General features: G+C 73.2%; 17 protein-coding genes. 4 read left to right on the top strand and 13 right to left on the bottom strand.

The window, feature by feature from the left end:
• Positions 1-37: 37 nt before the first annotated feature.
• From ACGF3A_RS20690 to ACGF3A_RS20680, 3 genes are read right to left on the bottom strand one after another with little or no spacing between them, the layout of a single operon-like run.
• On the bottom strand, positions 38-1447 hold the full coding sequence (locus ACGF3A_RS20690; RefSeq protein ID WP_393731664.1) for a DHA2 family efflux MFS transporter permease subunit: 1410 nt from the start codon (positions 1445-1447) through the stop codon (positions 38-40).
• Entirely contained in the window at positions 1444-1638 is a 195-nt protein-coding gene (locus ACGF3A_RS20685) for an MbtH family protein (RefSeq protein ID WP_393731663.1), read from the bottom strand. Before ACGF3A_RS20685 ends, ACGF3A_RS20690 begins: the two co-directional genes overlap by 4 nt.
• A gap of 10 nt (positions 1639-1648) precedes the next feature.
• Positions 1649-8881 (bottom strand): amino acid adenylation domain-containing protein, encoded by a 7233-nt coding sequence (locus ACGF3A_RS20680; protein WP_393731662.1) that lies wholly within the window; start codon positions 8879-8881, stop codon positions 1649-1651.
• 128 nt (positions 8882-9009) lie between these two features.
• Here ACGF3A_RS20680 and ACGF3A_RS20675 point away from each other — a divergent pair, with 128 nt between their 5' ends.
• Entirely contained in the window at positions 9010-10113 is a 1104-nt protein-coding gene (locus ACGF3A_RS20675; RefSeq protein ID WP_393731909.1) for a M20 family metallopeptidase, read from the top strand.
• 422 nt (positions 10114-10535) lie between these two features.
• Here the strand turns inward: ACGF3A_RS20675 and ACGF3A_RS20670 are convergent, their stop codons facing one another.
• Positions 10536-11522 carry an ABC transporter substrate-binding protein gene (locus tag ACGF3A_RS20670; protein ID WP_393731661.1) on the bottom strand — a complete coding sequence of 329 codons (987 nt, stop codon included), beginning with the start codon at positions 11520-11522 and terminating at the stop codon, positions 10536-10538.
• A gap of 94 nt (positions 11523-11616) precedes the next feature.
• Positions 11617-12189, bottom strand: a complete 573-nt coding sequence (locus tag ACGF3A_RS20665; RefSeq protein WP_393731660.1) for a TetR/AcrR family transcriptional regulator — start codon at positions 12187-12189, stop codon at positions 11617-11619.
• Between the two features lie 105 nt (positions 12190-12294).
• On the opposite strand from ACGF3A_RS20665, the gene ACGF3A_RS20660 reads away from it, so the two are divergent.
• Positions 12295-12726, top strand: a complete 432-nt coding sequence (locus ACGF3A_RS20660; RefSeq protein ID WP_393731659.1) for a nuclear transport factor 2 family protein — start codon at positions 12295-12297, stop codon at positions 12724-12726.
• A complete protein-coding gene (locus tag ACGF3A_RS20655; protein ID WP_393731658.1) occupies positions 12719-13558 on the top strand; it encodes an NmrA family NAD(P)-binding protein in 840 nt (279 codons plus the stop codon). Before ACGF3A_RS20660 ends, ACGF3A_RS20655 begins: the two co-directional genes overlap by 8 nt.
• A 55-nt stretch (positions 13559-13613) precedes the next feature.
• Here ACGF3A_RS20655 and ACGF3A_RS20650 read toward each other — a convergent pair whose 3' ends face one another.
• The 4 genes from ACGF3A_RS20650 to ACGF3A_RS20635 form a co-directional block, all read right to left on the bottom strand.
• Entirely contained in the window at positions 13614-13907 is a 294-nt protein-coding gene (locus tag ACGF3A_RS20650) for a hypothetical protein (RefSeq protein WP_393731657.1), read from the bottom strand.
• Between the two features lie 68 nt (positions 13908-13975).
• On the bottom strand, positions 13976-14257 hold the full coding sequence (locus ACGF3A_RS20645) for a hypothetical protein (RefSeq protein ID WP_393731656.1): 282 nt from the start codon (positions 14255-14257) through the stop codon (positions 13976-13978).
• Between the two features lie 67 nt (positions 14258-14324).
• Complete coding sequence (locus tag ACGF3A_RS20640; RefSeq protein ID WP_393731655.1) at positions 14325-14525, bottom strand: DUF397 domain-containing protein; 201 nt, start codon at positions 14523-14525, stop codon at positions 14325-14327.
• Complete coding sequence (locus ACGF3A_RS20635; RefSeq protein WP_393731654.1) at positions 14522-15355, bottom strand: Scr1 family TA system antitoxin-like transcriptional regulator; 834 nt, start codon at positions 15353-15355, stop codon at positions 14522-14524. The genes ACGF3A_RS20640 and ACGF3A_RS20635 overlap by 4 nt, the downstream gene beginning before the upstream one ends.
• A 121-nt stretch (positions 15356-15476) precedes the next feature.
• On the opposite strand from ACGF3A_RS20635, the gene ACGF3A_RS20630 reads away from it, so the two are divergent.
• Positions 15477-15686, top strand: coding sequence for a hypothetical protein (locus tag ACGF3A_RS20630; RefSeq protein WP_393731653.1), 210 nt, complete (start codon positions 15477-15479; stop codon positions 15684-15686).
• Here ACGF3A_RS20630 and ACGF3A_RS20625 read toward each other — a convergent pair.
• Genes ACGF3A_RS20625 through ACGF3A_RS20610 form a run of 4 tightly spaced genes read right to left on the bottom strand, consistent with a single transcriptional unit; the run spans position 15658 to position 19206 of the window.
• On the bottom strand, positions 15658-16422 hold the full coding sequence (locus ACGF3A_RS20625; protein ID WP_393731652.1) for a (2Fe-2S)-binding protein: 765 nt from the start codon (positions 16420-16422) through the stop codon (positions 15658-15660). The genes ACGF3A_RS20630 and ACGF3A_RS20625 overlap by 29 nt on opposite strands.
• On the bottom strand, positions 16419-17195 hold the full coding sequence (locus ACGF3A_RS20620) for an ABC transporter ATP-binding protein (protein WP_393731651.1): 777 nt from the start codon (positions 17193-17195) through the stop codon (positions 16419-16421). The genes ACGF3A_RS20625 and ACGF3A_RS20620 overlap by 4 nt, the downstream gene beginning before the upstream one ends.
• Positions 17192-18202 carry a FecCD family ABC transporter permease gene (locus ACGF3A_RS20615; RefSeq protein ID WP_393731650.1) on the bottom strand — a complete coding sequence of 337 codons (1011 nt, stop codon included), beginning with the start codon at positions 18200-18202 and terminating at the stop codon, positions 17192-17194. Before ACGF3A_RS20615 ends, ACGF3A_RS20620 begins: the two co-directional genes overlap by 4 nt.
• An 11-nt stretch (positions 18203-18213) precedes the next feature.
• Positions 18214-19206 carry an ABC transporter substrate-binding protein gene (locus tag ACGF3A_RS20610; protein WP_393731649.1) on the bottom strand — a complete coding sequence of 331 codons (993 nt, stop codon included), beginning with the start codon at positions 19204-19206 and terminating at the stop codon, positions 18214-18216.
• Positions 19207-19233 lie beyond the last annotated feature (27 nt).

The raw sequence follows: 19233 nt of genomic DNA, 5'->3' as shown, positions 1-19233 counted from the left end.
TTCCCAAGCGCAGCGGGGGGAGAGGTGGGGCGTGCCCCTAAGAGTGGGCCTCTTCCGCGAGGGCTGGGGCCTCCTCCGGTGCCGGGCCCGGTGGAGTCGGGGCCTCCTTTGGGAGGTGCCAGGACACCAGGGCTCCGAGGGCGATGAGAGCCGCCGTCGACCAGATTGCGGCGCGGAATGAGGCGTGGCCGATGAGCGCCGCGCACAGGGCGATGCCCAGGGCGCCGCCCAACGTGCGGACGATCTGGAAGAGGCCCATCGCGTGGCCCGTGTCGGCGGGGGTGACGCCCTCGAAGCCCGCGATCTGGATCGTGAGGACCGCCGTGCCGAGGACGAGCCCGATCGCGAACATCAGGGCCCGGACGGCCCAGACGTTCTCCGCGACCCCGGGAAGGGCCAGGACCCCGAAGATCCCCGCCGCCAGGGCGAGGGCCGGGGCCGTCAGGAGACGGGGGCCGAGCCGAGGGAGGAGGCGGTCGACGGCCTGGGAGGCCAGCATCAGGCCCAGCGCCTCGGGGAAGACGCTCAGCCCCGCGTCCAGCGCCGAGGCGCCCAGCGCCTCCTGGTACAGCAGCGGGAAGACGAACAGCACACCCATCAGCCCCGCCCCGGTCAGCGCCGCGAGGGCGGTCGCCGCGCCGTACACCCGGTCGGAGAGCAGGCCCAGTTTCAGTAGGGGCGCGGAAGAACGGAGTTGATGCGTGACCGCCGCCACCAGCAGCACCGCGCCCAGCGCCGCGCTCACCGCGACCGGCGGGTCCGCCCAGCCGTGCGTCGGGCCGAAGCCGAGCGCGTACGTGAGGAGGCCGAGGGCCGGGGTCACCAGCCAGAAGCCCGTGCGGTCGAAGGCGCCCTCCGTGCCCTCGACGTGTTCGCGCAGGCCGACGGCGCCCAGCGCCACCGCCGCCGCGCCTACCGGGACGTTGACGAAGAACAGCCAGTGCCAGGAGAGGTGTTCGGTCAGGAACCCGCCGAGCGGCGGGCCCAGCGCGGGCATCAGCGCCGTCGGGACGATCAGCACCTTGGACAGCTTCACGCGCTCGTGCGGCGGGAACGCGCGGAACAGCAGCGTCATCCCGACCGGCGTCAGCAGCCCGCCCGCCAGGCCCTGGACCCCGCGCGCGACGACGAGCGAGGGCAGGTCCTGGGCCAGTCCGCAGGCCGCGCTCGCCGCCGTGAAGACCGCGAGCGCGCCGAGGAAGACCCGCTTGGTGCCGTACCGGTCGCCGAGCCAGCCCGCGACCGGGAGGGTCAGGGCGAGGGCGACGAGGAAGGCCGTCTCGACGGTGTTCGCCGCCGACACCGGCTGCCCGAAGTCCCGCGCGATGGTGAACAGGGCCGGGTTGACGATCGTCGAGTCCAGGCCGTTCATGCACATCGCGGCCGTGTAGACGAGGACCACGCAGGCGCGCGGCCCTGGCAGGAGTCTGCTCCCGGGTCCGCTCACCGGGCGATCCAGGCCCGGCCGATCCAGTCCAGGGCCTCCTGGCGGGCGCACGGCCCGTACGCGGTCGTCCAGCCCTCGGGGACCTCGGCGAACTCCGGCCACAGCGAGTGCTCGCCGGTCTCGTTGACGAGGACGCGGAATGTCGCGGCGTCGTCGTCCGTGTCGAAGGGGTTGGTGGGTGCGTCGCTCATCGCGGGTGCCTCAGTGCTCCAGAGCCGTCAGGCGGTCGGCGACCACGCGGGCGATGCGCGTGATCGGTTCGGGCAGGGTCATGTCCTTGTGCGAGCAGGCCACGTCGGTGTTGTCGATACGGCCGCGCACGTACGGGCTCCAGGTGTCCGGCGTGAGCGCCTCGTCGACCGTGTCGACCGTGGCGCGGAAGAAGAGCACGTCGCCGTCGAAGGACCGGTGGTCGTAGTTCCGTACCAGACGATTGGTGTTGAGATAGATCGCGCCCAGCGCCTCGATCGTGGACGGCGGCAGCGAGGCCAGCGGGCTGCCCTCGCGGCGCAGCACCTCGACCACGCCCTCGGGCGTCACCGGCCCGCCCTCCAGCGCCTCGGGCCCGTAACCGCCCATCGCCAGCAGCGATTCCAGGGCTTCGGCCTCGTCCGCCTCGGGCAGCTCGCGGAAGCCCTCGGCCGGGTACGCGTCGAGGACGGCGAGCAGCTCGACCTCCTCGCCGCGCTCCTGGAGCAGCGCCGCCACCGCGTGCGCGATGATGCCGCCCGTCGACCAGCCGAGCAGCCGGTACGGGCGTCCCGCGGGCTGCACCTCGCGGGCGCGGTCCGCGTAGTGCGCGGCCAGCTCCTCCAGGGAGGCGGGGAGCGGCGCGTGGGCGGTCGCGGCGCCGACGCCCTGCGCCTGGAGGCCGTAGATCGGCACGTCCGGGGGGAGGTTGCGGATGAGGCCCGCGTAGCACCAGCTCAGGCCGCCTGCCGGGTGGACGCAGAAGAGAGGGGCACGCTCGCCCTCGCCCGCCGCCGGACGGAGCGGCAGCAGCACGTCGAGCGGGTCGTCGGACCCCGCGGCCCCGCCCTCCAGCACCGTGTCGAGCGCGGCGGGCGTGGGGTGCTGGAAGACGGTGCCGATGGAGACGCGGACGCCGAACGCCGCCTCGATCCGGCTCGCGAGCCGCACCGCCAGCAGGGAATGGCCGCCCAGCGCGAAGAAGTTGTCGTCCACGCCGGTCCGGGGGAGGCCCAGCACCTCGGCGAAGACGGCACAGAGCTGCTCCTCGCGCGGCGTGCGCGGCGGGCGTCCCCCGCCACCCGCGGCAGGCACCTCGGGCGCGGGCAGCGCCTTGCGGTCCAGCTTGCCGTTGCTGGTGAGCGGCAGCGCGTCGAGCAGCACGACGGCGGACGGCACCATGTGGGCCGGAAGTTCGGCCGAGGCATGGTCCCGTAGCAGACCTTCCGTGAGCGGACCTTCCGTGAGCGGACCGTCCCCCGACGTCCGGGCCGCCGGGACCACGTACCCCACCAGGCGCCGGTCGCCCGGCACGTCCTCCCGTACGGTCACCGCCGCGTCCGCGACAGCGGGATGCGCGGCGAGGACGGCCTCGATCTCGCCGAGTTCGATGCGGAAGCCGCGGAGCTTCACCTGCTGGTCGGCGCGGCCGAAGTATTCGAGGGTGCTGTCCGCGCGGCGCCGCGCGAGGTCCCCGGAGCGGTACATGCGGGCCCCGCTCTCGCCGAAGAGGTGCGCGTACGGGTCGGCCACGAAGCGGGTCGCGGTGAGTGCCGGACGGCCCAGGTAGCCGCGGGCGACGCCGCGCCCCGCGACGTACATCTCGCCCGTCACGCCCGGCGGTACGGGCCGCAGCCGCGCGTCCAGCACGTAGACCCGCAGGTCGGGGATGTTGACGCCGATCGTGCTGGACGTCGCCCCGGCGGCCGTCGCGCGGTCCAGCGCGAGGTAGGAGACGTGGACGGTGGTCTCGGTGATCCCGTACATGTTGACGAGCGTCGGCGCGTCGTCCGCGTGCCGCGCGTACCAGTCGTCCAGCCGCGCCAGCTCCAGGGCCTCGCCGCCGAAGACGACGTAGCGCAGCGCGAGCCGGGCGCTCAGCTCCGGGTCCTCGCGGTCGGCGGCGGCCAGTTGGTGGAAGGCGGACGGCGTCTGGTTGAGGACGGTCACCCCCTCGTCCGCCAGCAGCCGCAGGAACGCGCGCGGGTCGCGGCTGGTCAGGTGCGGGACGACCACGACGCGGCCCCCGTAGAGCAGCGCGCCCCACAGCTCCCACACGGAGAAGTCGAAGGCGTAGGAGTGGAAGAGCGTCCACACGTCGTCCGGTCCGAAGCCGAACCAGTGGTCCGTGGCGGAGAGCAGCCGCGTCGCGTTCTCGTGCGTGACGAGGACGCCCTTGGGCTTGCCGGTCGAGCCCGAGGTGTAGATGACGTACGCGGTGTCGCGCGGCGTCAGCGGCCGGATGCGGTCGTCGTCGGTGAGCGGCCCGCTGCCGTACGCCGCGTCCTCGCCGCCGTCCACGGCGATCATCGGCAGCTCCCGCGCGGCGCCGGGCAGGCCGGGCGCCGTCGCGGCGTCCGTCACGACGGCGGCGGGGCGGGCGTCCTCCAGCATGTACGCGAGCCGGTCGGCCGGATAGCCGGGGTCCAGCGGCAGATACGCGGCGCCCGACAGCGACACCGCGAGCAGCCCCGTCACCAGGTCCGGCGAGCGCGGCAGCGCGAGGGCCACGATCGAGCCGGGCCCGATGCCCCGCGCGGCCAGCAGCCGGGCGAGCCGGTGGGCGCGCGCCGACAGCTCCTCGTAGGTGAGGGAGAGGCCCTCGCAGGTGACGGCCGTACGCGACGGGTACGCGGCGGCGGCCCGCTCGTACACCTCGGCGAGCGTGACGGGCGCGGCGGGCGGCGGCGCGGGCCGCGTGTTCCACTCGACGACCGCGCGGTGCCGCTCCTCCGCGCTCAGCAGCGGCAGCAGCCCGAGCGGGGTGTCCGGCTCCCGTGCGGCGGCCGTCAGCAGCCGGGCGAGCCGGTCGGAGAGCGCCTGCGCCGTCGTACGGTCGAACAGGTCCGTGCGGAATTCCAGGAACCCGGAGATCCCGCCGCCGGAGCTGCCGGGTCTCTCGCCCGCGTTGAGGGTGAGGTCGAACTTCGCGGTGCCGGACGGCACGGCGCGCATCTCCGCCGCCAGCCCCGGGCCCATCGCGAACTCTCCGTCCGGCACGGACTGCCAGGCCAGCATCGTCTGGAAGAGCGGGTGCCGGGAGAGCGAACGCGCCGGGTTGAGGTGCTCCACGAGGTGGTCGAAGGGCAGCGCGTCGTGCTCGTACGCGCCGAGGGTCGCGGTCCGTACGCGCGCGAGGAGCGTACGGAAGTCCGGGTCGCCCGAGGTGTCGGCGCGCAGCACGACGGTGTTGGTGAAGAAGCCGACGAGCCCGGCCGTCGCGTCGCCGTCCCGCCCGGCCACGGGCGTGCCGAGGGGGATGTCCGTGCCGCAGCCGTGCCGCGTCAGCAGCGCGGCGAGCCCGGCCTGCACCGTCATGAACACGCTGGCCCCGTTCGCGCGGGCCAGCCGCCGCAGCGCCTCGTGCGTGGCGGCGTCGAGCGCGAACGGCACGGTGTCGCCGTCCGTGGACGCGACGGCGGGACGCGGCCTGTCGGTGGGCAGTTCGAGCTGGTCGGGCAGCCCGGCCAGGGCCTCCTTCCAGTACGCGAGCTGGTCCTTGGCGAACGGCGTCGGCGCCTCCGGCGTGCCGAGCAGCCGCCGCTGCCGGTCCGCGACGTCCGCGTACTGGACGGGGAGCGGCGCCCACCCGGGTGCAGCGCCGCGCACGCGTGCCGTGTAGGCGGCGGCGAGGTCCTGGGCGAGCGGCGTCATGGACGCGCCGTCACCGGCGATGTGGTGCAGCAGGAGGAGGAGTACGTGGCGCTCGGGGCCCTCCGTGAAGACGGTCGCCCGCAGGGGGAGTTCGCCCGCGAGAGCGAAACCGTGCCGTACGGCATCCTCGATGTGCTCCTCCGGGGCCGCGAACCGGGGCTCCACGCGGGCCCGTTCGTCCCCGGCGGGCAGGACGAGCTGGTGGCCGCCGTCGTCCGGGTAGAGGGTGCGGAGCGTCTCGTGGCGCGCGACGAGGTCCGCGAGCGCGGCGCGCAGGGCGGTGCGGTCCAGGGGGCCGTCGAGGGTGAGCACGAGCGGGATGTTGTACGTGGCGCTCGGCCCTTCGAGCCGCTGGAGGAACCACAGCCGCTGCTGCGCGGGGGAGAGGGGCAGCTCGGTGGGGCGGTCCGTGGCGCGCGGCAGCGCCCGCAGCTCTTCCTGTACGTCCGCGTCGTCACGCGCGACGGCGCGCAGCCGGGCGGCGAGCGCGGCGGGCGTCGGGTGCCGGAAGACGTCGGCGAGGCCGATCCGCGCGCCCAGGTCCTCGCGGAGCCGCGCCGCGAGCCGTCCGGCGAGCAGCGAGTGCCCGCCCAGCTCGAAGAACCCGGCGCCCGGCGCGGGCGGCGCGTCCATCCCGAGCACGTCGGCGAAGACTCCGCACACGATCTCCGTGAACGGGTCGACGGGCCCGGCCTCTTCGCCGCCCTCGGCCGCCGGCTCCGGCAACGCCCGCTGGTCGAGCTTCCCGTTGGCGGTGACGGGCAGCGCGTCCAGGACGGTGACGGTGCTCGGCACCATGTGGGCGGGGAGGGAGTGGGAGAGGTGGTCGACCAGCTCCCGGGGAGCGGGGGCCGCGCCGCCGCCCGTACCCGGGACCGCGTACGCCAGCAGCCGCTTGCCGTGCGGCCCGTCGCGCGTGACGACGGCGGCGTGCGCGACGCCGGGGTGGGAGGCGAGCCGGGTCTGGATCTCGCCGAGTTCGATACGGAAGCCGCGGATCTTGACCTGGTCGTCGGTGCGGCCGAGGAAGGCGAGGGTGCCGTCGGCGGCACGGCGTACGAGATCGCCGGTGCGGTACATACGCTCGCCGGGCGCCCCGAAGGGGTCGGCGACGAAGCGCTCGGCGGTGAGGTCCGGGCGGCCCAGGTACCCGCGCGCGAGGCAGGCCCCGGCGAGATACAGCTCCCCGGTGCCGCCCGCCGGAACCGGACGGAGGCACGCGTCGAGCACGTACACCCGCGACCCCCGAACGGGCCGCCCCGCGGCGCGGGCGGCGCCCGGCACATCAGGGCCGCCCGGTACCCGGTAATACGCGTCGACCGTCGCTTCCGTCGGGCCGTACAGGTCGATCACGTGCAGGCCCTCGTCCACCGTCAGCCGTTCCCACAGGGCGCCGGAGACGGCCTCGCCGCCGAGGACGAGGACGGTGGGGCGGTGGTGGCCCGGGGCCAGGAGGCCCTCGGTGAGCAGGGCCTCGGCGTACGAGGGCGTGACGTCGAGGTAGTCGACGCGGTGTGTGTCCACGTACGCCGCGAGCGCGGCCGGGTCCCGGTACGTCGCGTCGTCCAGCAGGTGCAGCTCGTGCCCCTGGACCATCCACAGCAGCGGGTCCCACGACGCGTCGAACGCGAACGACGCGCTGTGCGCCACCCGCAGCCGCTCCCGCCCGGCGCGGGCGACGGCGGGCGCGATGTGGTCCTCGGCGTGCCCGTCGCGGAGGTTGGCGAGCGAGGCGTGCGTGACGAGTACGCCCTTGGGGCGGCCGGTGGAACCGGAGGTGTGGATGAGGTACGCGGGATCGCCGGGGGCGGGCTGCTCCCAGGGACCGGTGTCGGCGGCCGACGTCTCCGTGCCGTCCACGACGAGCGTGGCGGCGTCCCCCGTGTCCAGCGCGGCGAGCGTCGCGCGCGTGCCGACGACGCAGACCGGCGCCGCGTCCTCCAGCACCGCGCGCGTCCGTTCCGCCGGGTGCCCGAGGTCGAGCGGCTGGCAGACGGCGCCCGCGCGCAGCACGGCGAAGAGGGCGGTGACCATGTGCGTGCCGCGCGGCAGCGCGAGCGCCACCGCGCGCCCGCGCCCGGCGCCGAGCGCGCGCAGCCGCGCCGCCAGCGCGTCGGCGGCGGCGTCGAGTCCGGCGAAGGTGAGGGTGCCGTCGGCGGCCCGTACGGCCACCGCGTCCGGCGTACGGGCGGCCTGCGCGGCCAGCGAGGCGGGGACGGTGCGGGCGGCGGGCGGTTCGCTGCGACCGGCGGTCGCGGCCCGTACGTCGTCCGGCCCGAGCAGGTCGAGGCGGCCGACGGGCGTCTGCGGATCGTCGAGCAGCAGCCCGGCGAGCCCGTCGAGGTAGGTGAGCAGGGCGCGTTCGTGGCGGGCGAGCCCGTCCTCGTCGTACCGCCCGGCGCGGGCGTCGAGGGTGAGGCGCAGACCGCCGCCGGAGCCGGAGCCGGGGCTGGGCGCGAAGCCGATCGACAGGTCTTCGACGGGCCCGGCGGCGAGGCTGTGCAGGATGCCGGTGAGCCCGGCGAGGTCCAGGTCGGTGCCGAACGGCTTGACGTTGACCATCGGCCCCGTCAGCGGCGTGTCCGCCGAGGAGAGCGCGAGGTCGCGGCGCAGGTCGGCCTGCGGGTAGCGCTGGTGGCGGCGGACGGCACGCATCTCCAGCACGACGCGGCGCAGCAGTTCGGCGCCGGTGTCGTGGGGGCGTACGGCGAGTCGCAGCGGCAGGACGTTCACGGTCATGGCGGGCGTACGCAGCGCCGCGGGCCCCCGCCGGTTGGTCAACGGCAGCCCCAGCACCACGTCCTCGGCGCCGGTGACCCGGTGGAGATACCCGGCGGTCGCGGCGAGCGCCACCTCGGCCCAGGTCGCCTTGACGGCCTCGGCGGCCCGCGAGATCCGTTCGAACGCGTCGGCGTCCAGCTCGACGGCGCGGTGCAGCATCCCCTCGGCGGGGGCTTCGGCGGTCGCCGGGGTGGGCGGGACGGTGTCCGCGCGTCCCGCCATACGCGCGGCCCAGAACTCGCGGTCGGCGGCGTACTGTTCGCCGCTCAGATACGCGCGCTCCTCCTCGACCAGTTCGCTCAGCGGCGCGAAGCCGGACGGCTCCGGGTCCCGGCCCGCCACGAGGGCGGTGTAGCGCGCGGCGACGCGTACGCCGAGCAGGCGCAGGGCGTAGGCGTCGACGGCGACGTGGTGGACGCGCTGGTACCACCACCAGCGGTCGTCGGCGAGCCGGAGGAGGGCCTGGGCCATCAGGCCGGAGGCGGCTGCCAGCTCGGCGCGCATCCAGGCCGTGGCCTCGGCCTCGGGGTCGGCGGCGTCGCGTACGTCCAGCAGGTGCGGGCTCCAGTCGTCGGGGAGCGGCTCGACGTGCTGGGCGGGGGAGTCGCCGTCGTCCGTCACCCGGAGGCGGAGGGTGTCGGCCTCCTCGACGGTGCCGCGCAGGGCTTCGAGGAAGCGGTCGGCGTCCAGCGCGCCGCGTATCTCGACGCGGTCGGCGGTCTGGAAGGCGGTGCTCTCCGGGGCGAGCTGCTGGGCGTAGTGGATCCCCGCCTGGGCGGTGAGCAGGGCCAGTGGACGACGCGCGTGCATGAAGGTGACAACTCCCGTGAAGATCCCGGTCCCCGGAAAAACTTAGGTTAGCCTAAGCTATCTTCTCTGGCGTGGAGAAGATAACCGCCCTCACCGCCCCCGCCACCCTCACCGCCCTCAAGGCCTCCCTGCGCGACCGCGTCGAGGCGCAACGCGCCCCCCTGCTCGACCTCAGCCACCGCATCCACGCCCACCCCGAGACCGCGTTCGGCGAGCACCGGGCCGCGCGCTGGTGCGCCGAACTGCTGGCCGCGCACGGCTTCGCCGTCACGGCCCCGGCGTACGGGCTGGAGACCGCGTTCGAGGCGACGGCGGGCGACGGCCCGTTCACCGTCGTCCTCGCCTGCGAGTACGACGCGCTGCCGGGGCTCGGCCACGCCTGCGGCCACAATCTGATCGCCGCCGCCGGGGTCGGCGCGGCCCTCGCGCTCGCGCCGCACGCCGCCGAACTCGGCCTGACCGTAAGGGTGCTGGGCACCCCCGCCGAGGAGCGGGGCGCGGGCAAGGCGCTGCTCCTGGAGGCCGGGGCCTTCGAGGGCGCGGACGCGGCGATGATGGTGCACCCGTGCCCGTTCGACGTCGCGGACTTCCGCTCGTTCGCGCTCGGCACGCTCTCCGTCGCCTACGCGGGCCGGTCCGCGCACCCGAGCCTCAACCCGCACGAGGGCCGCAACGCCGCCGACGCGCTCACCGTCGCGCAGGTCGCGCTCGGCCTGCTGCGCCAGCAACTGCCCGCCGGGTGGCGGGTGCACGGCGTCACCACCCATGCCGGGGACGCGCCCAACGCGATCCCCGACCGCGCCACCGCCGAGTACGAGATTCGCGCGCTGGCCGCCGAGGATCTGCGCGAGCTGCGCGAACGCGTCGAGGCGTGCTTTCGCGCGGGCGCGCTGGCGACGGGTTGCGAGGTCGCCCTCACCCGCCCCGAGCCCGACTACCTCGACTTCCGGAGCGACCCTTCCCTGACCGCGCTGTGGGAGGCCAACGCCCGTACGCTGGGGCGCCCGGCGCCGGAGCGCCGGGAGCCCTTCGCCTGTACGGACATGGGCAACGTCTCGCACGCCGTGCCCGCGATCCACCCGGTCCTCGACATCAGCGGCGGCGCGTGCGGCCCCCACGAGTCCGCGTTCGCGGAGGCCGCGCTCTCTCCGGCCGCGGAACAGGCGCTGTTCGACGGCGCGGTGGGAATGGCCTGGACAGCAGCCGACGCAGCCTCCGCCCACGCGGGGTAACCACCCCTCGGCCCCGTCCCCTTCTGCCCCGAGGCCCCCTGCGCCGGGTGCCCCGCGTGCGAGAGCCGCGCCCGGGGTGCCCCGGGCTGTGCATTGCGGGCTGCCGCCGCGTCGTGGCAGGCCGCGCAGTTCCCCGCGCCCCTGCCGGGGCATGTCTGCTGCTCCCTCCACCCCACTGTGCTTGGGAAGTCTGCGCAAGGCGCAGGGTTGGCAAGCGCAGCCCACTTCGCCGGGTGCTCCGGTGAAAGGGCCGGGTTCGGGGTGCCCCGGGCTGTGGTTCGCGGGGTGCGGCCGCGTCGTGGCTTGGCGCGCAGTTCCCCGCGCCCCTTATGGGGCAAGCCCAAAAGTCTTGGACCCGGCCGCAAAATAAACACAGCCCCGCGCCCCTGAGGGAGAAGGGGCAAGCCCCGACGTCTTGGCCCCTAGGACTTCTTCGTGACGGCCTTCGTGATGTCGTCCATCACGGCCTCGCTCGCGAGCGGACCGCCCCGGGTCGACCAGACCGAGCCGTCGACCGTCACGGCGTGCCCGGCCTTGACCGCCTTCAGGTCCTTGTAGGCCGGCTTGGCCTGCACGTCCTTGAGGGCCTTCGTGCCGTCGGAGGTCAGCGTGGAGAGGAAGATCCAGTCGCCGTCGATCTCGTTGATCTTCTCCAGGCTGAGCGCGGGCGCGTGCGCGTTGCCGTCCTTGTTCTGGGACTTGGGCCGCTTGAGGCCCATCTCCAGGGCGATCCCGCTGGCGAACTGCTTCTTTTCCATCCAGCTCGGACCGTCCGGGTTCCAGCGGACGATGGAGACCTCGGCGCCCTTCTCCTTGCCGAGCTTCTTCCCGGCTGCCTTGGCGGCGGCCTCGTGGTCGGCGATGACCTTCTGCGCCTTGGGCAGCTTGTTGACGGCGTTGCCGACGCCCCGGAAGGAGAGCTTCCAGTCGTCGGTGGGCGCCATGGTGACGAGCGTGGCCGGGGTGATCTCGCGGAGCTGCTTGAGCATCTGCTCGTCCTGCATGTCCCCGGCGAGGATCAGGTCGGGCTTGGCCGCGATGACCTTGTCCATGACGGGCTGGAGCAGATTGCCGACCACCTTCGTGCCCTTGACCTTGTCGGCGAGGTAGGCCGGGGGCTTGTTCATGCCCTGCCCGTTGGTGATGCCGACGGGCTTGACGCCGAGCGCGAGCACCGCGTCCAGGTCCTCCTGGGTGAGGGTCACGACGCGCTTGGGGTGCGCCGGAACCTTCACGGCCTTGCCGGTCGCGTCCTTCACGGTCCGCGTCCCGCCACCCTCGGCCGAGGTCTTCTCCTTGTCGTCCGACCCGGAGTCGGAGCCGCAGCCCGTCAGCAGCAGGGCGGCGGCCCCCAGCGTGGCGGCGGCGCGCAGGGCGGTACGGCGAAGGGGACGTCTGGGCAGAGTCATTGAGGGCTCCGAGATCGAGGGCGGCTAGCGCATTAAGGTTAGCCTTACCTTAGACGATCTCGCCGCGGGGTCCCCTTCCCGCTCGCGCCCTCCGTTACGGCAGGACCGCGTCCACGTAGGCGGCGAGCCGTTCCCTGATCTCCTCGCCCGGGGTCTCCTCCTCGGCGGCCAGGTGCGTCATCAGGTCCGCGCGGACCGCCGCGAGCAGGGCGTGGGCGAGGAATCCCGCGTTCGCCGGGTCGGTCAGCTTCTCCAGTTCGTCGCGCAGCGTCCCGTGCCACCAGCCGTACGACGGCAGTCGGTACGGGCTCGTCGAGCCCGTCTCCTCCAGGGCGAGGTAGAGGCTCAGGTTGTCGAGTTTCGTGCGGGCGGCGGCGTCCAGCATCGCCGGGATCCGCTCGCGCGGCGGGGTGCCGGGGCCCAGTGGCGCGGGGCCCTCGGTGACGGCCTCGCGCAGCGGCGCCGTACGCCGCTCGGCGAGCGCCTGGAGGAGCCCGGTGCGGTCGGTGAACGCGCGGAAGACCGTGCCCTTGCCGACGCCTGCCGCCGCCGCGACGGAGTTCATGCTCACCTTGGCCAGCCCCTCGCGTACGAAGAGGGCCTCGGCCGCGTCGAGCACGGCCTCCCTGTTGCGTACGGCGTCGGCACGGCTGCGGGGCTCGCGCATCCCGTTCTCTCCTTCCGCTCCCGGTCGCTTGCGATACGGACCGGCGGTCCGTATGGTCGTCGTTGTAACGGACCGATGGTCCGCATTCTAGGCGAGGAGCCGATGATGACTGATGCCGCCACTCCTGAACAGGTCTTCCGGGAGGGAATGAGCCTGCTGAAGCGGAACGACTTCGACGGGTGGGTGGAGTTGTTCGCCGACGACGCCGTCATGGAGTTCCCGTACGCGCCCGAGGGCGCCCCGGGCCGCGTGGAGGGACGCGAGGCGATCGCCGCCTACATGCGGCCGTTCCCCGACCACATGGAGGTGCGCGAGCTGACGAGCCTCGTGATCCACACGACGGGCGATCCCCGTACGGCGGTCGTGGAGTTCAGCTCCGCCGGGCGGGCCGTGGCCACGGACGAGCCGTTCGCGATGTCGTACGTCGTCTTCCTGACGGTCGACGAGAACGGCCGTATCGCCAACTACCGCGACTACTGGAACCCGCTCGACGCCCCGGCCTCGATGCGCGCCGCCTGGGAGGACGCTCGTGCCTGACCGAACCGGAACCATCCTCGTGACGGGCGCGACCGGCACCACCGGCAGCCGTGTCGTAGCAGCACTGGAGGCGTCCGGCCGTCCCGTACGGTCCGCGAGCCGCACCGCCCCCGTGCCCTTCGACTGGTACGACCCCGCCACGCACGACGCCGCGCTCGCCGGTGCCGAGGCCGTCTACCTCGTCCCGCCCGTGGGCGCGACCGACCCCGGCACCGTCATGCTCCCCTTCCTCACCCGCGCCCGGAGCGCGGGCGTGCGCCGGGCCGTGCTGCTCAGCTCCTCCCCGATCGAACCCGGCGGTCCGGCCACGGGCCCCGTGCACGCGGCGCTGCCGGGGGAGTTCGAGGAGTGGGCGGTCCTGCGGCCCTCCTGGTTCATGCAGAATTTCACGGGCAACCATCTGCAGGCCGAGTCCGCCCGCACACACGGCGAGATCGTCTCGGCCACCGACGGCGCCCGGGTCGGCTTCATCGACGCCGACGACATCGCCGCCGTGGCCGCCCACGCGCTGACCACCCCGGAGCCGCCGAACACGGACTGGATCCTCACCGGCCCCGAGGCCCTGTCGTACGACGACATCGCCCGTACGCTCACCGAGGTCACCGGCCGTACGGTCCGCCACCACGCCCTCACGGCCGAGGAGTTGCAGGCGCGCTGGGTGCGGGAGCTGCCCGCCGACTTCGCGCAGATCCTCGCGGACGTCGACCGCGCGATCGCCGCGGGCGCGGAGGATCGCGTCACCGACGCCGTCGCCCGCCTCACGGGCCGCGCCCCCCGCTCGTTCGCCGACCACGTACGAGCCGCCGCCGACACGCGCTCTGCCCCGGCGTGACGCCGGGGCAGAGGAGGTCGACAGGAAGCGAGGGCTTCCTCGCTGGACGAGATCGCTAGATCACGTCGGCCCACAGGTCGTAGCCCCTGCCGGGGTCGGCGATGTCAACGGGCCGGCAGTCGTAGGCCCTGGCCACCTTGTCGCGGACCAGGGCCTGGCCCTCCTCGTGGCAGGTGTCCCAATTCCGCCAGCCGCCGACCTTCTTCCAGCCCGCAGCATGGACGGACTCGGCCTTCGCCGGAGCCGGAGCCGGGTCGGCGGACGCGGAGCCCGCGCCTGCCAGCGGAATGGTGACGGCGGCGGCACCGATGGCGAGGCCGACGGCGATACGAGAACGCCAGGACTTCATCAACTCTCCTCGTGGTCTTGCTGGACAGCCCGATGTGCGGGGGGACGACTGCTGATGAGAGGGCTGGCCTACAGCTCCACCCACAGGTTGTATCCCTTGCTGGAGTCCGAGGCGTCGACGGGCCAGCACATGTAGTTCTTGGCGCCGGGCCAGGTCCTGCCCTCGTGCTTGCAGGACTCCAGCTTCTTCCAGCCGCCGACCTTCTTCCAGCCAGCGGCATGGACGGACTCGGCCTTCGTCGGAGCCGGAGCCGGAGCGGCGGACGCGGAACTCGCCGCCGTCAGCGGCATGGCGATGGCCGCGGCGCCGACTGCGAGACCGACCGCGATCCGGGAACGCCAGGACTTCATGGACCCTCCATGTGTTGCTTGACAGAGCAATGTGCACAAGCGACAACGGGCCCGCGGCGTCAGCGGTTCAATCGGTGACCCGGGCGTTCTTGATCCCGGCCACGAACGCGCCCCACGCGTCCGCCGGGATCAGCAGCGCCGGGCCCTTCGGGTCCTTGGAGTCCCGTACGGGGACGGCTCCGCCGGTGAAGTCGACTGCGACCTCCAGGCAGTTGCCGCCGTTGTTGGAGCTGTAGCTGCTCTTGCGCCAGTTGGCAGCGCTGGTCATGGGGAGATTTCCTTTGCCGCTGCGGCAATCATCTTGACGGACGCCTTGGGGGGCAGGGCGTCCGCCCTGAGTAGATCATAGGCTCGACGCCCCATCTTGACGTCGTCCGGATCGGCCAAGACGTGCCCGCGCACGATGCCGTCCACGTACAGCACGTCCTGGCCCTCTTTGAGGGCGAGTCCGGCGAAGGCACCCGCGAGCCCCGCGTGGGCGCCGATATCGAGCGGGAGCACCTGAAGGGTGATACGCGGGTCCTCTGCGGCCTCGACGAGCCGTTCGAGCTGCTGCTTCATCACGTCGGGCCCGCCGATGACCCGTCGCAGAACGTTCTCATCGAGAACAGCCCAGAACTCCGGCGGCAGCTCCTTCTCGAAGATGCTCTGCCGGGTCATCCGCGCCGCCACCAGCTCGTCGGCGTTGGGCAGGCTTCCCGCGTCGAACATCGCGCGCGCGTACTCCTCGGTCTGGAGCAGCCCGGGAACCACCTGGTTCTCGAAGCCCCAGATCTCCGTCGCGTCCTTCTCCAGCTCCACGAACGGGCGGAACCAGTCCGGATACGCGTGCTGGATCACGACCGGCCACAGGCGCCAGAACGAACCGCCTGTGCCAAGCGCCTCGTCACAGCGCTGGGCGAACTCTTCGCTCGGGATGCGCTGGGCGGATTCGATGCGGGAGACCAGGGAGTGCGTGCAGAACGTGCGCCTGGCCAGAGCCGATTGGGACAGCCCAGCCTGCTCCCGCTGGATACGCAGCTCCGTGCCGAAATAGGCCAGGGTCGACACCCGGGGATCGCTCTTGAAGTCCGCGCCGACTTCGTCCTCTGCTGCCATTCTTCGCTCTCCGGCTCTTGACAACTGCACCTGCACGGTCGGCTCCCTCCCCTCATCATGCCCGGAGGGCGATGCTGGGACCACAGAAAGTAATGAACCCACTTCGGGAAGGCACCAGCACATGAGGTCGACCGTGATCAAGCTCCGTGAAGCAGACGACGTGTCCCGGCGGTTGCGTGCCGCACTGGCTCACGTGGACGTGCTGTTGCCGTCCCTCCGCGTCGACCTCTCCTCGTGCGCCGACACGATCGCCGAGCCGCTGCTCGATCTGGGCCGCTGCAACCTCGCGACGGCCGAACGCCTCATCGCCGCCCTGGCGGAGGAGAGGTAGGAGGGAGAGGAGGGACGGCGGCGCGGGCGTACGCCCGTATGCGCTCGTCGCGTGGCGTCAGGCAGCAGCTCGCGCAGCGTCCCGATTCGGCGCTCGTGTAGAAGAGGCAGCAGGTGCGGCGGAGGTAGCGCAGGCGTCCGGCGACCTCCACCACCTCGCCGAGCCGCTCCAGGCCCGTTCCCTCGCTGAACTCCTGCCAGCGCGGGGCCAGTTCGCGTACGGCCCCGCGCGAAGCGCAGAGCGCGGTGGCGCAGCCGTGGGCGACGCCGCCGCGCAGCTGGCGCAGCCCGGCGCGCGTACGGGCGTGCAGCGCGTCGGCGAGCGGCAGCAGGTGCGTGTGCAGCACGGCTCCGTGCAGGGAGGCGAGGGAGGAGTCGAGGGTGCGGGCCTCGCGCAGGCGTACGCCGCCGATGCCGTGCGCGGCGGGGCGGACGAGGACGTTCTCCGGACGGACGTCCCACACCCGGCCGTGCAGGGCCCAGTCCAGGACGGCGGCGGCCGTGACGCGGCCCGCGTAGACGGCGATCAGGGTCAACGCGGCGGCGTGCGCGGTGCGGTGGCCGCTGCCCTCGGTCTCGGCGTCGAGGAGCACGCCCAGTTCGGCCCCGGAAGGGTCGAGCAGACGGTCGGACGGCAGCCATGCACGGTCACCGTCACCGTCACCGGCATCCGGCTCGCCGACCACGAGGTCGTACCGGGGACCGTGCTCCAGGAAGAGTTCGTCCAGCGGCGTCATTCGGCAACCCCGAGATAGACGACGGTCGGCAGCCCCGTCACCGCGTGCTCGGTGATCTCAGCCCGTACTCCGTACACCTCGGCGAGCATCGCCTCCGTCAGGACCTCGCCCGGCTTGCCGCCCGCCACGACGCGGCCCTCGCGCAGTACGAACAGCCGGTCGCAGTACGAGGCGGCGAGGTTGAGGTCGTGCAGTGCCAGCAGGTTCGTGGTGCCCAGGTCGCGGATGAGGCCGAGGAGTTCCAGCTGGTAGCGGACGTCGAGGTGGTTCGTCGGCTCGTCGAGGACGAGGAGCGACGGCTCCTGGACCAGCGCGCGGGCGACGAGCGCGCGCTGGCGTTCGCCGCCGGACAGCCCCTCGAAGCGGCGCTCGGCCAGCTCGGCCGCGCCGGTGCGCGCGAGCGCGTCCCGTACGAACTCCTCGTCCCGTGCGGTGTCGCCCTCCCAGAACCTCTTGTGCGGCGAGCGGCCCATCGCCACGATCTGGCGCACGCTGAGGCCCGTCACGCCGTGCGCGTCCTGCGGCACGGCGGCCACGTGCCGGGCCCGGCGCCGGGCGCCCATCGCGACGGCGTCCTCGCCGTCGAGCAGGACGCGTCCGCCGTCGGGGCGCAGCGTGCCGTAGACGCAGCGCAGGAACGTCGTCTTGCCGCTGCCGTTGGGGCCGACGACGCCGATCGTCTCGCCGGGCGCGGCGTCGAGCGTGACACCGTCGAGCAGGCGGTGGCCGTCGACGGAGTACGTGACGTCCTCGGCGGTCAGCGACGCGCTCATGACGGCACCCCCTCGGTGCGCTGGCTGCGGCGCAGGAGCCACAGGAAGAACGGGCCGCCCGTGAGCGCCGTGAGGACCCCGACCGGGATCTCCTCGGGCGTGGCGACCGTACGGGCCGCGAGGTCGGCCAGTACGAGGAACGCGGCGCCGCCCAGCGCGGAGACCGGCAGCAGCGCGCGGTGCCCGGCGCCGATGACCATGCGCGCGGCGTGCGGCACCATCAGGCCGACGAAGCCGATCGCCCCGCTGACCGCGACCAGTACGGCCGTCACCAGCGAGGCGAGCAGGAAGACGGCCGCGCGGAACCGCCCGGTGTCCAGGCCCATCACGGTCGCGCTCTCCTCGCCCGCGAGCAGCAGGTCGAGGGGGCGGGCGAGCGCCATCAGCAGCGCCAGCCCCAGCAGCATCGCGACGGCGGGCAGCGGCAGGCTGTTCCAGCGTGCCCCGCCCAGCCCGCCGAGCGTCCAGAAGAGGATCTCCCGCAGGTGCTCCGTCTTGGACGAGGTGACGAGGATGAGGCTGGTGAGCGCGGAGAGGATGTACTGGATCGCGACCCCGGCGAGCACCAGCCGTCCCGTCGTCATCACGCCGCCGCGCCGTGCCATCGCGTAGACGGCGACGAGCGCGCAGAGCGACCCGGCGAACGCGCCCACGTTCATCGTCACCGTCCCGACGCCGAAGACGACGACGAGCACGGCGCCCGTGGAGGCGCCCGAGGAGATGCCCAGCAGGAACGGATCGGCCAGCGGATTGCGTACGAGCGCCTGCAGCACCGTTCCGACGACCGCGAGCCCCGCGCCGACGACCGCCGCGAGCAGCACGCGCGGCAGCCGTACGTCCCGCACGATCGTGGTGAACGGGCCCGGCTCGGACCCTCCCGTCAGCGCGGCCACCACGTCCCCCACCGGGATCCGGACGGAGCCCAGCGCGAGGCTCGCCAGCGCGCCGACGAACAGCAGCGCGGCCAGTCCGGAGGTGAGGAGCGCGAACCGCAGCCTGCCCGGCACGGCCGCGGCCCTCACTTGGCGCGGTCCGGGTGGAGCTGGTCGGCCAGCTCGTCCACCGCGTCCGGCACGCGCGGCCCGACCACGACGGAGGAGAGCGGCATCACGGCGAACCGCTTGTGCTTGATCGCCGGTACGTCCTTGAGCGCCGGGTCGTTCAGCAGCCGCTTCTTCTTCTTGGCGAGGGAGGTGCCCCGGTAGTCGTAGATCACGATCGTGTCGGGGTTCTTCTCGACGACCTTCTCCCAGGAGACGTCGCCGAAGGGCTTGTCGACGGAGGAGAAGACGTTCTCGGCGCCCGCGCGCTCGATGATCTCGTTGCCGATGCCCTTGCCGCCCGCCGTGAACGCCGCGTTGTCACCGCTGTCGTACACGAACACCCGGGTCTTCTCCGCGCCCTTGAGCCGCTTCGCGGTGGCGGCGAGCTGCTCGTTCTGCTTCTTGATCAGCTTCTCGGCGCGCTCCGGGACGCCGAAGGTGCGGGCGACCTCCCGGATCTCCTTGTGCAGCTGCGGCACCCCGACCCGGCCCTTGGCGCAGCTCTCGGTGGCCAGCCGGGTGTTCACGGAGCTGTCCTGGAGCGCGGGGCGCTCACGGCCCTCGCCCTTCTCGAACGCCGAGGGGTAGGCGCCGTAGACGAAGTCGGGGTTGGCGCCGAGGAGCGTCTCCTTGGACGGGTACTCCTTGGCCAGCACCTTGACCTTGTCGTACGCCTTCCGGTACTCGGGCACGATCTTGTCGTCGAGGAAGGCGGTGCCCGCCATACGGTCTTCCAGACCGAGCGCGAGCATGACCTCGGTGGTGTTCTGGTTCATCGTCACGGCCCGCTCGGGCGGCTTCTCGAACGTCGTCTTCACGCCACAGTTCGTGACCGTGTACGGAAAGCCCTTGGGCGCCTTGCCGCCGCTGCTGTCGTCGGCGCTGGACGACGACGAACACGCGGTGAGGGCCGACGCCGGTATGAGCAGCGCGGCGAGAAGCGCACGGGTGCGCACGGCACGGGACATGACGATGCCTGCCTCCTCAAGGGGATC

This window comes from Streptomyces sp. NPDC048172 (genome assembly GCF_043202595.1).
GTDB lineage: Bacteria > Actinomycetota > Actinomycetes > Streptomycetales > Streptomycetaceae > Streptomyces.
Note: the sequence above shows the minus strand (reverse complement) of the source record. Positions and strands in the feature narration are given on the sequence as shown.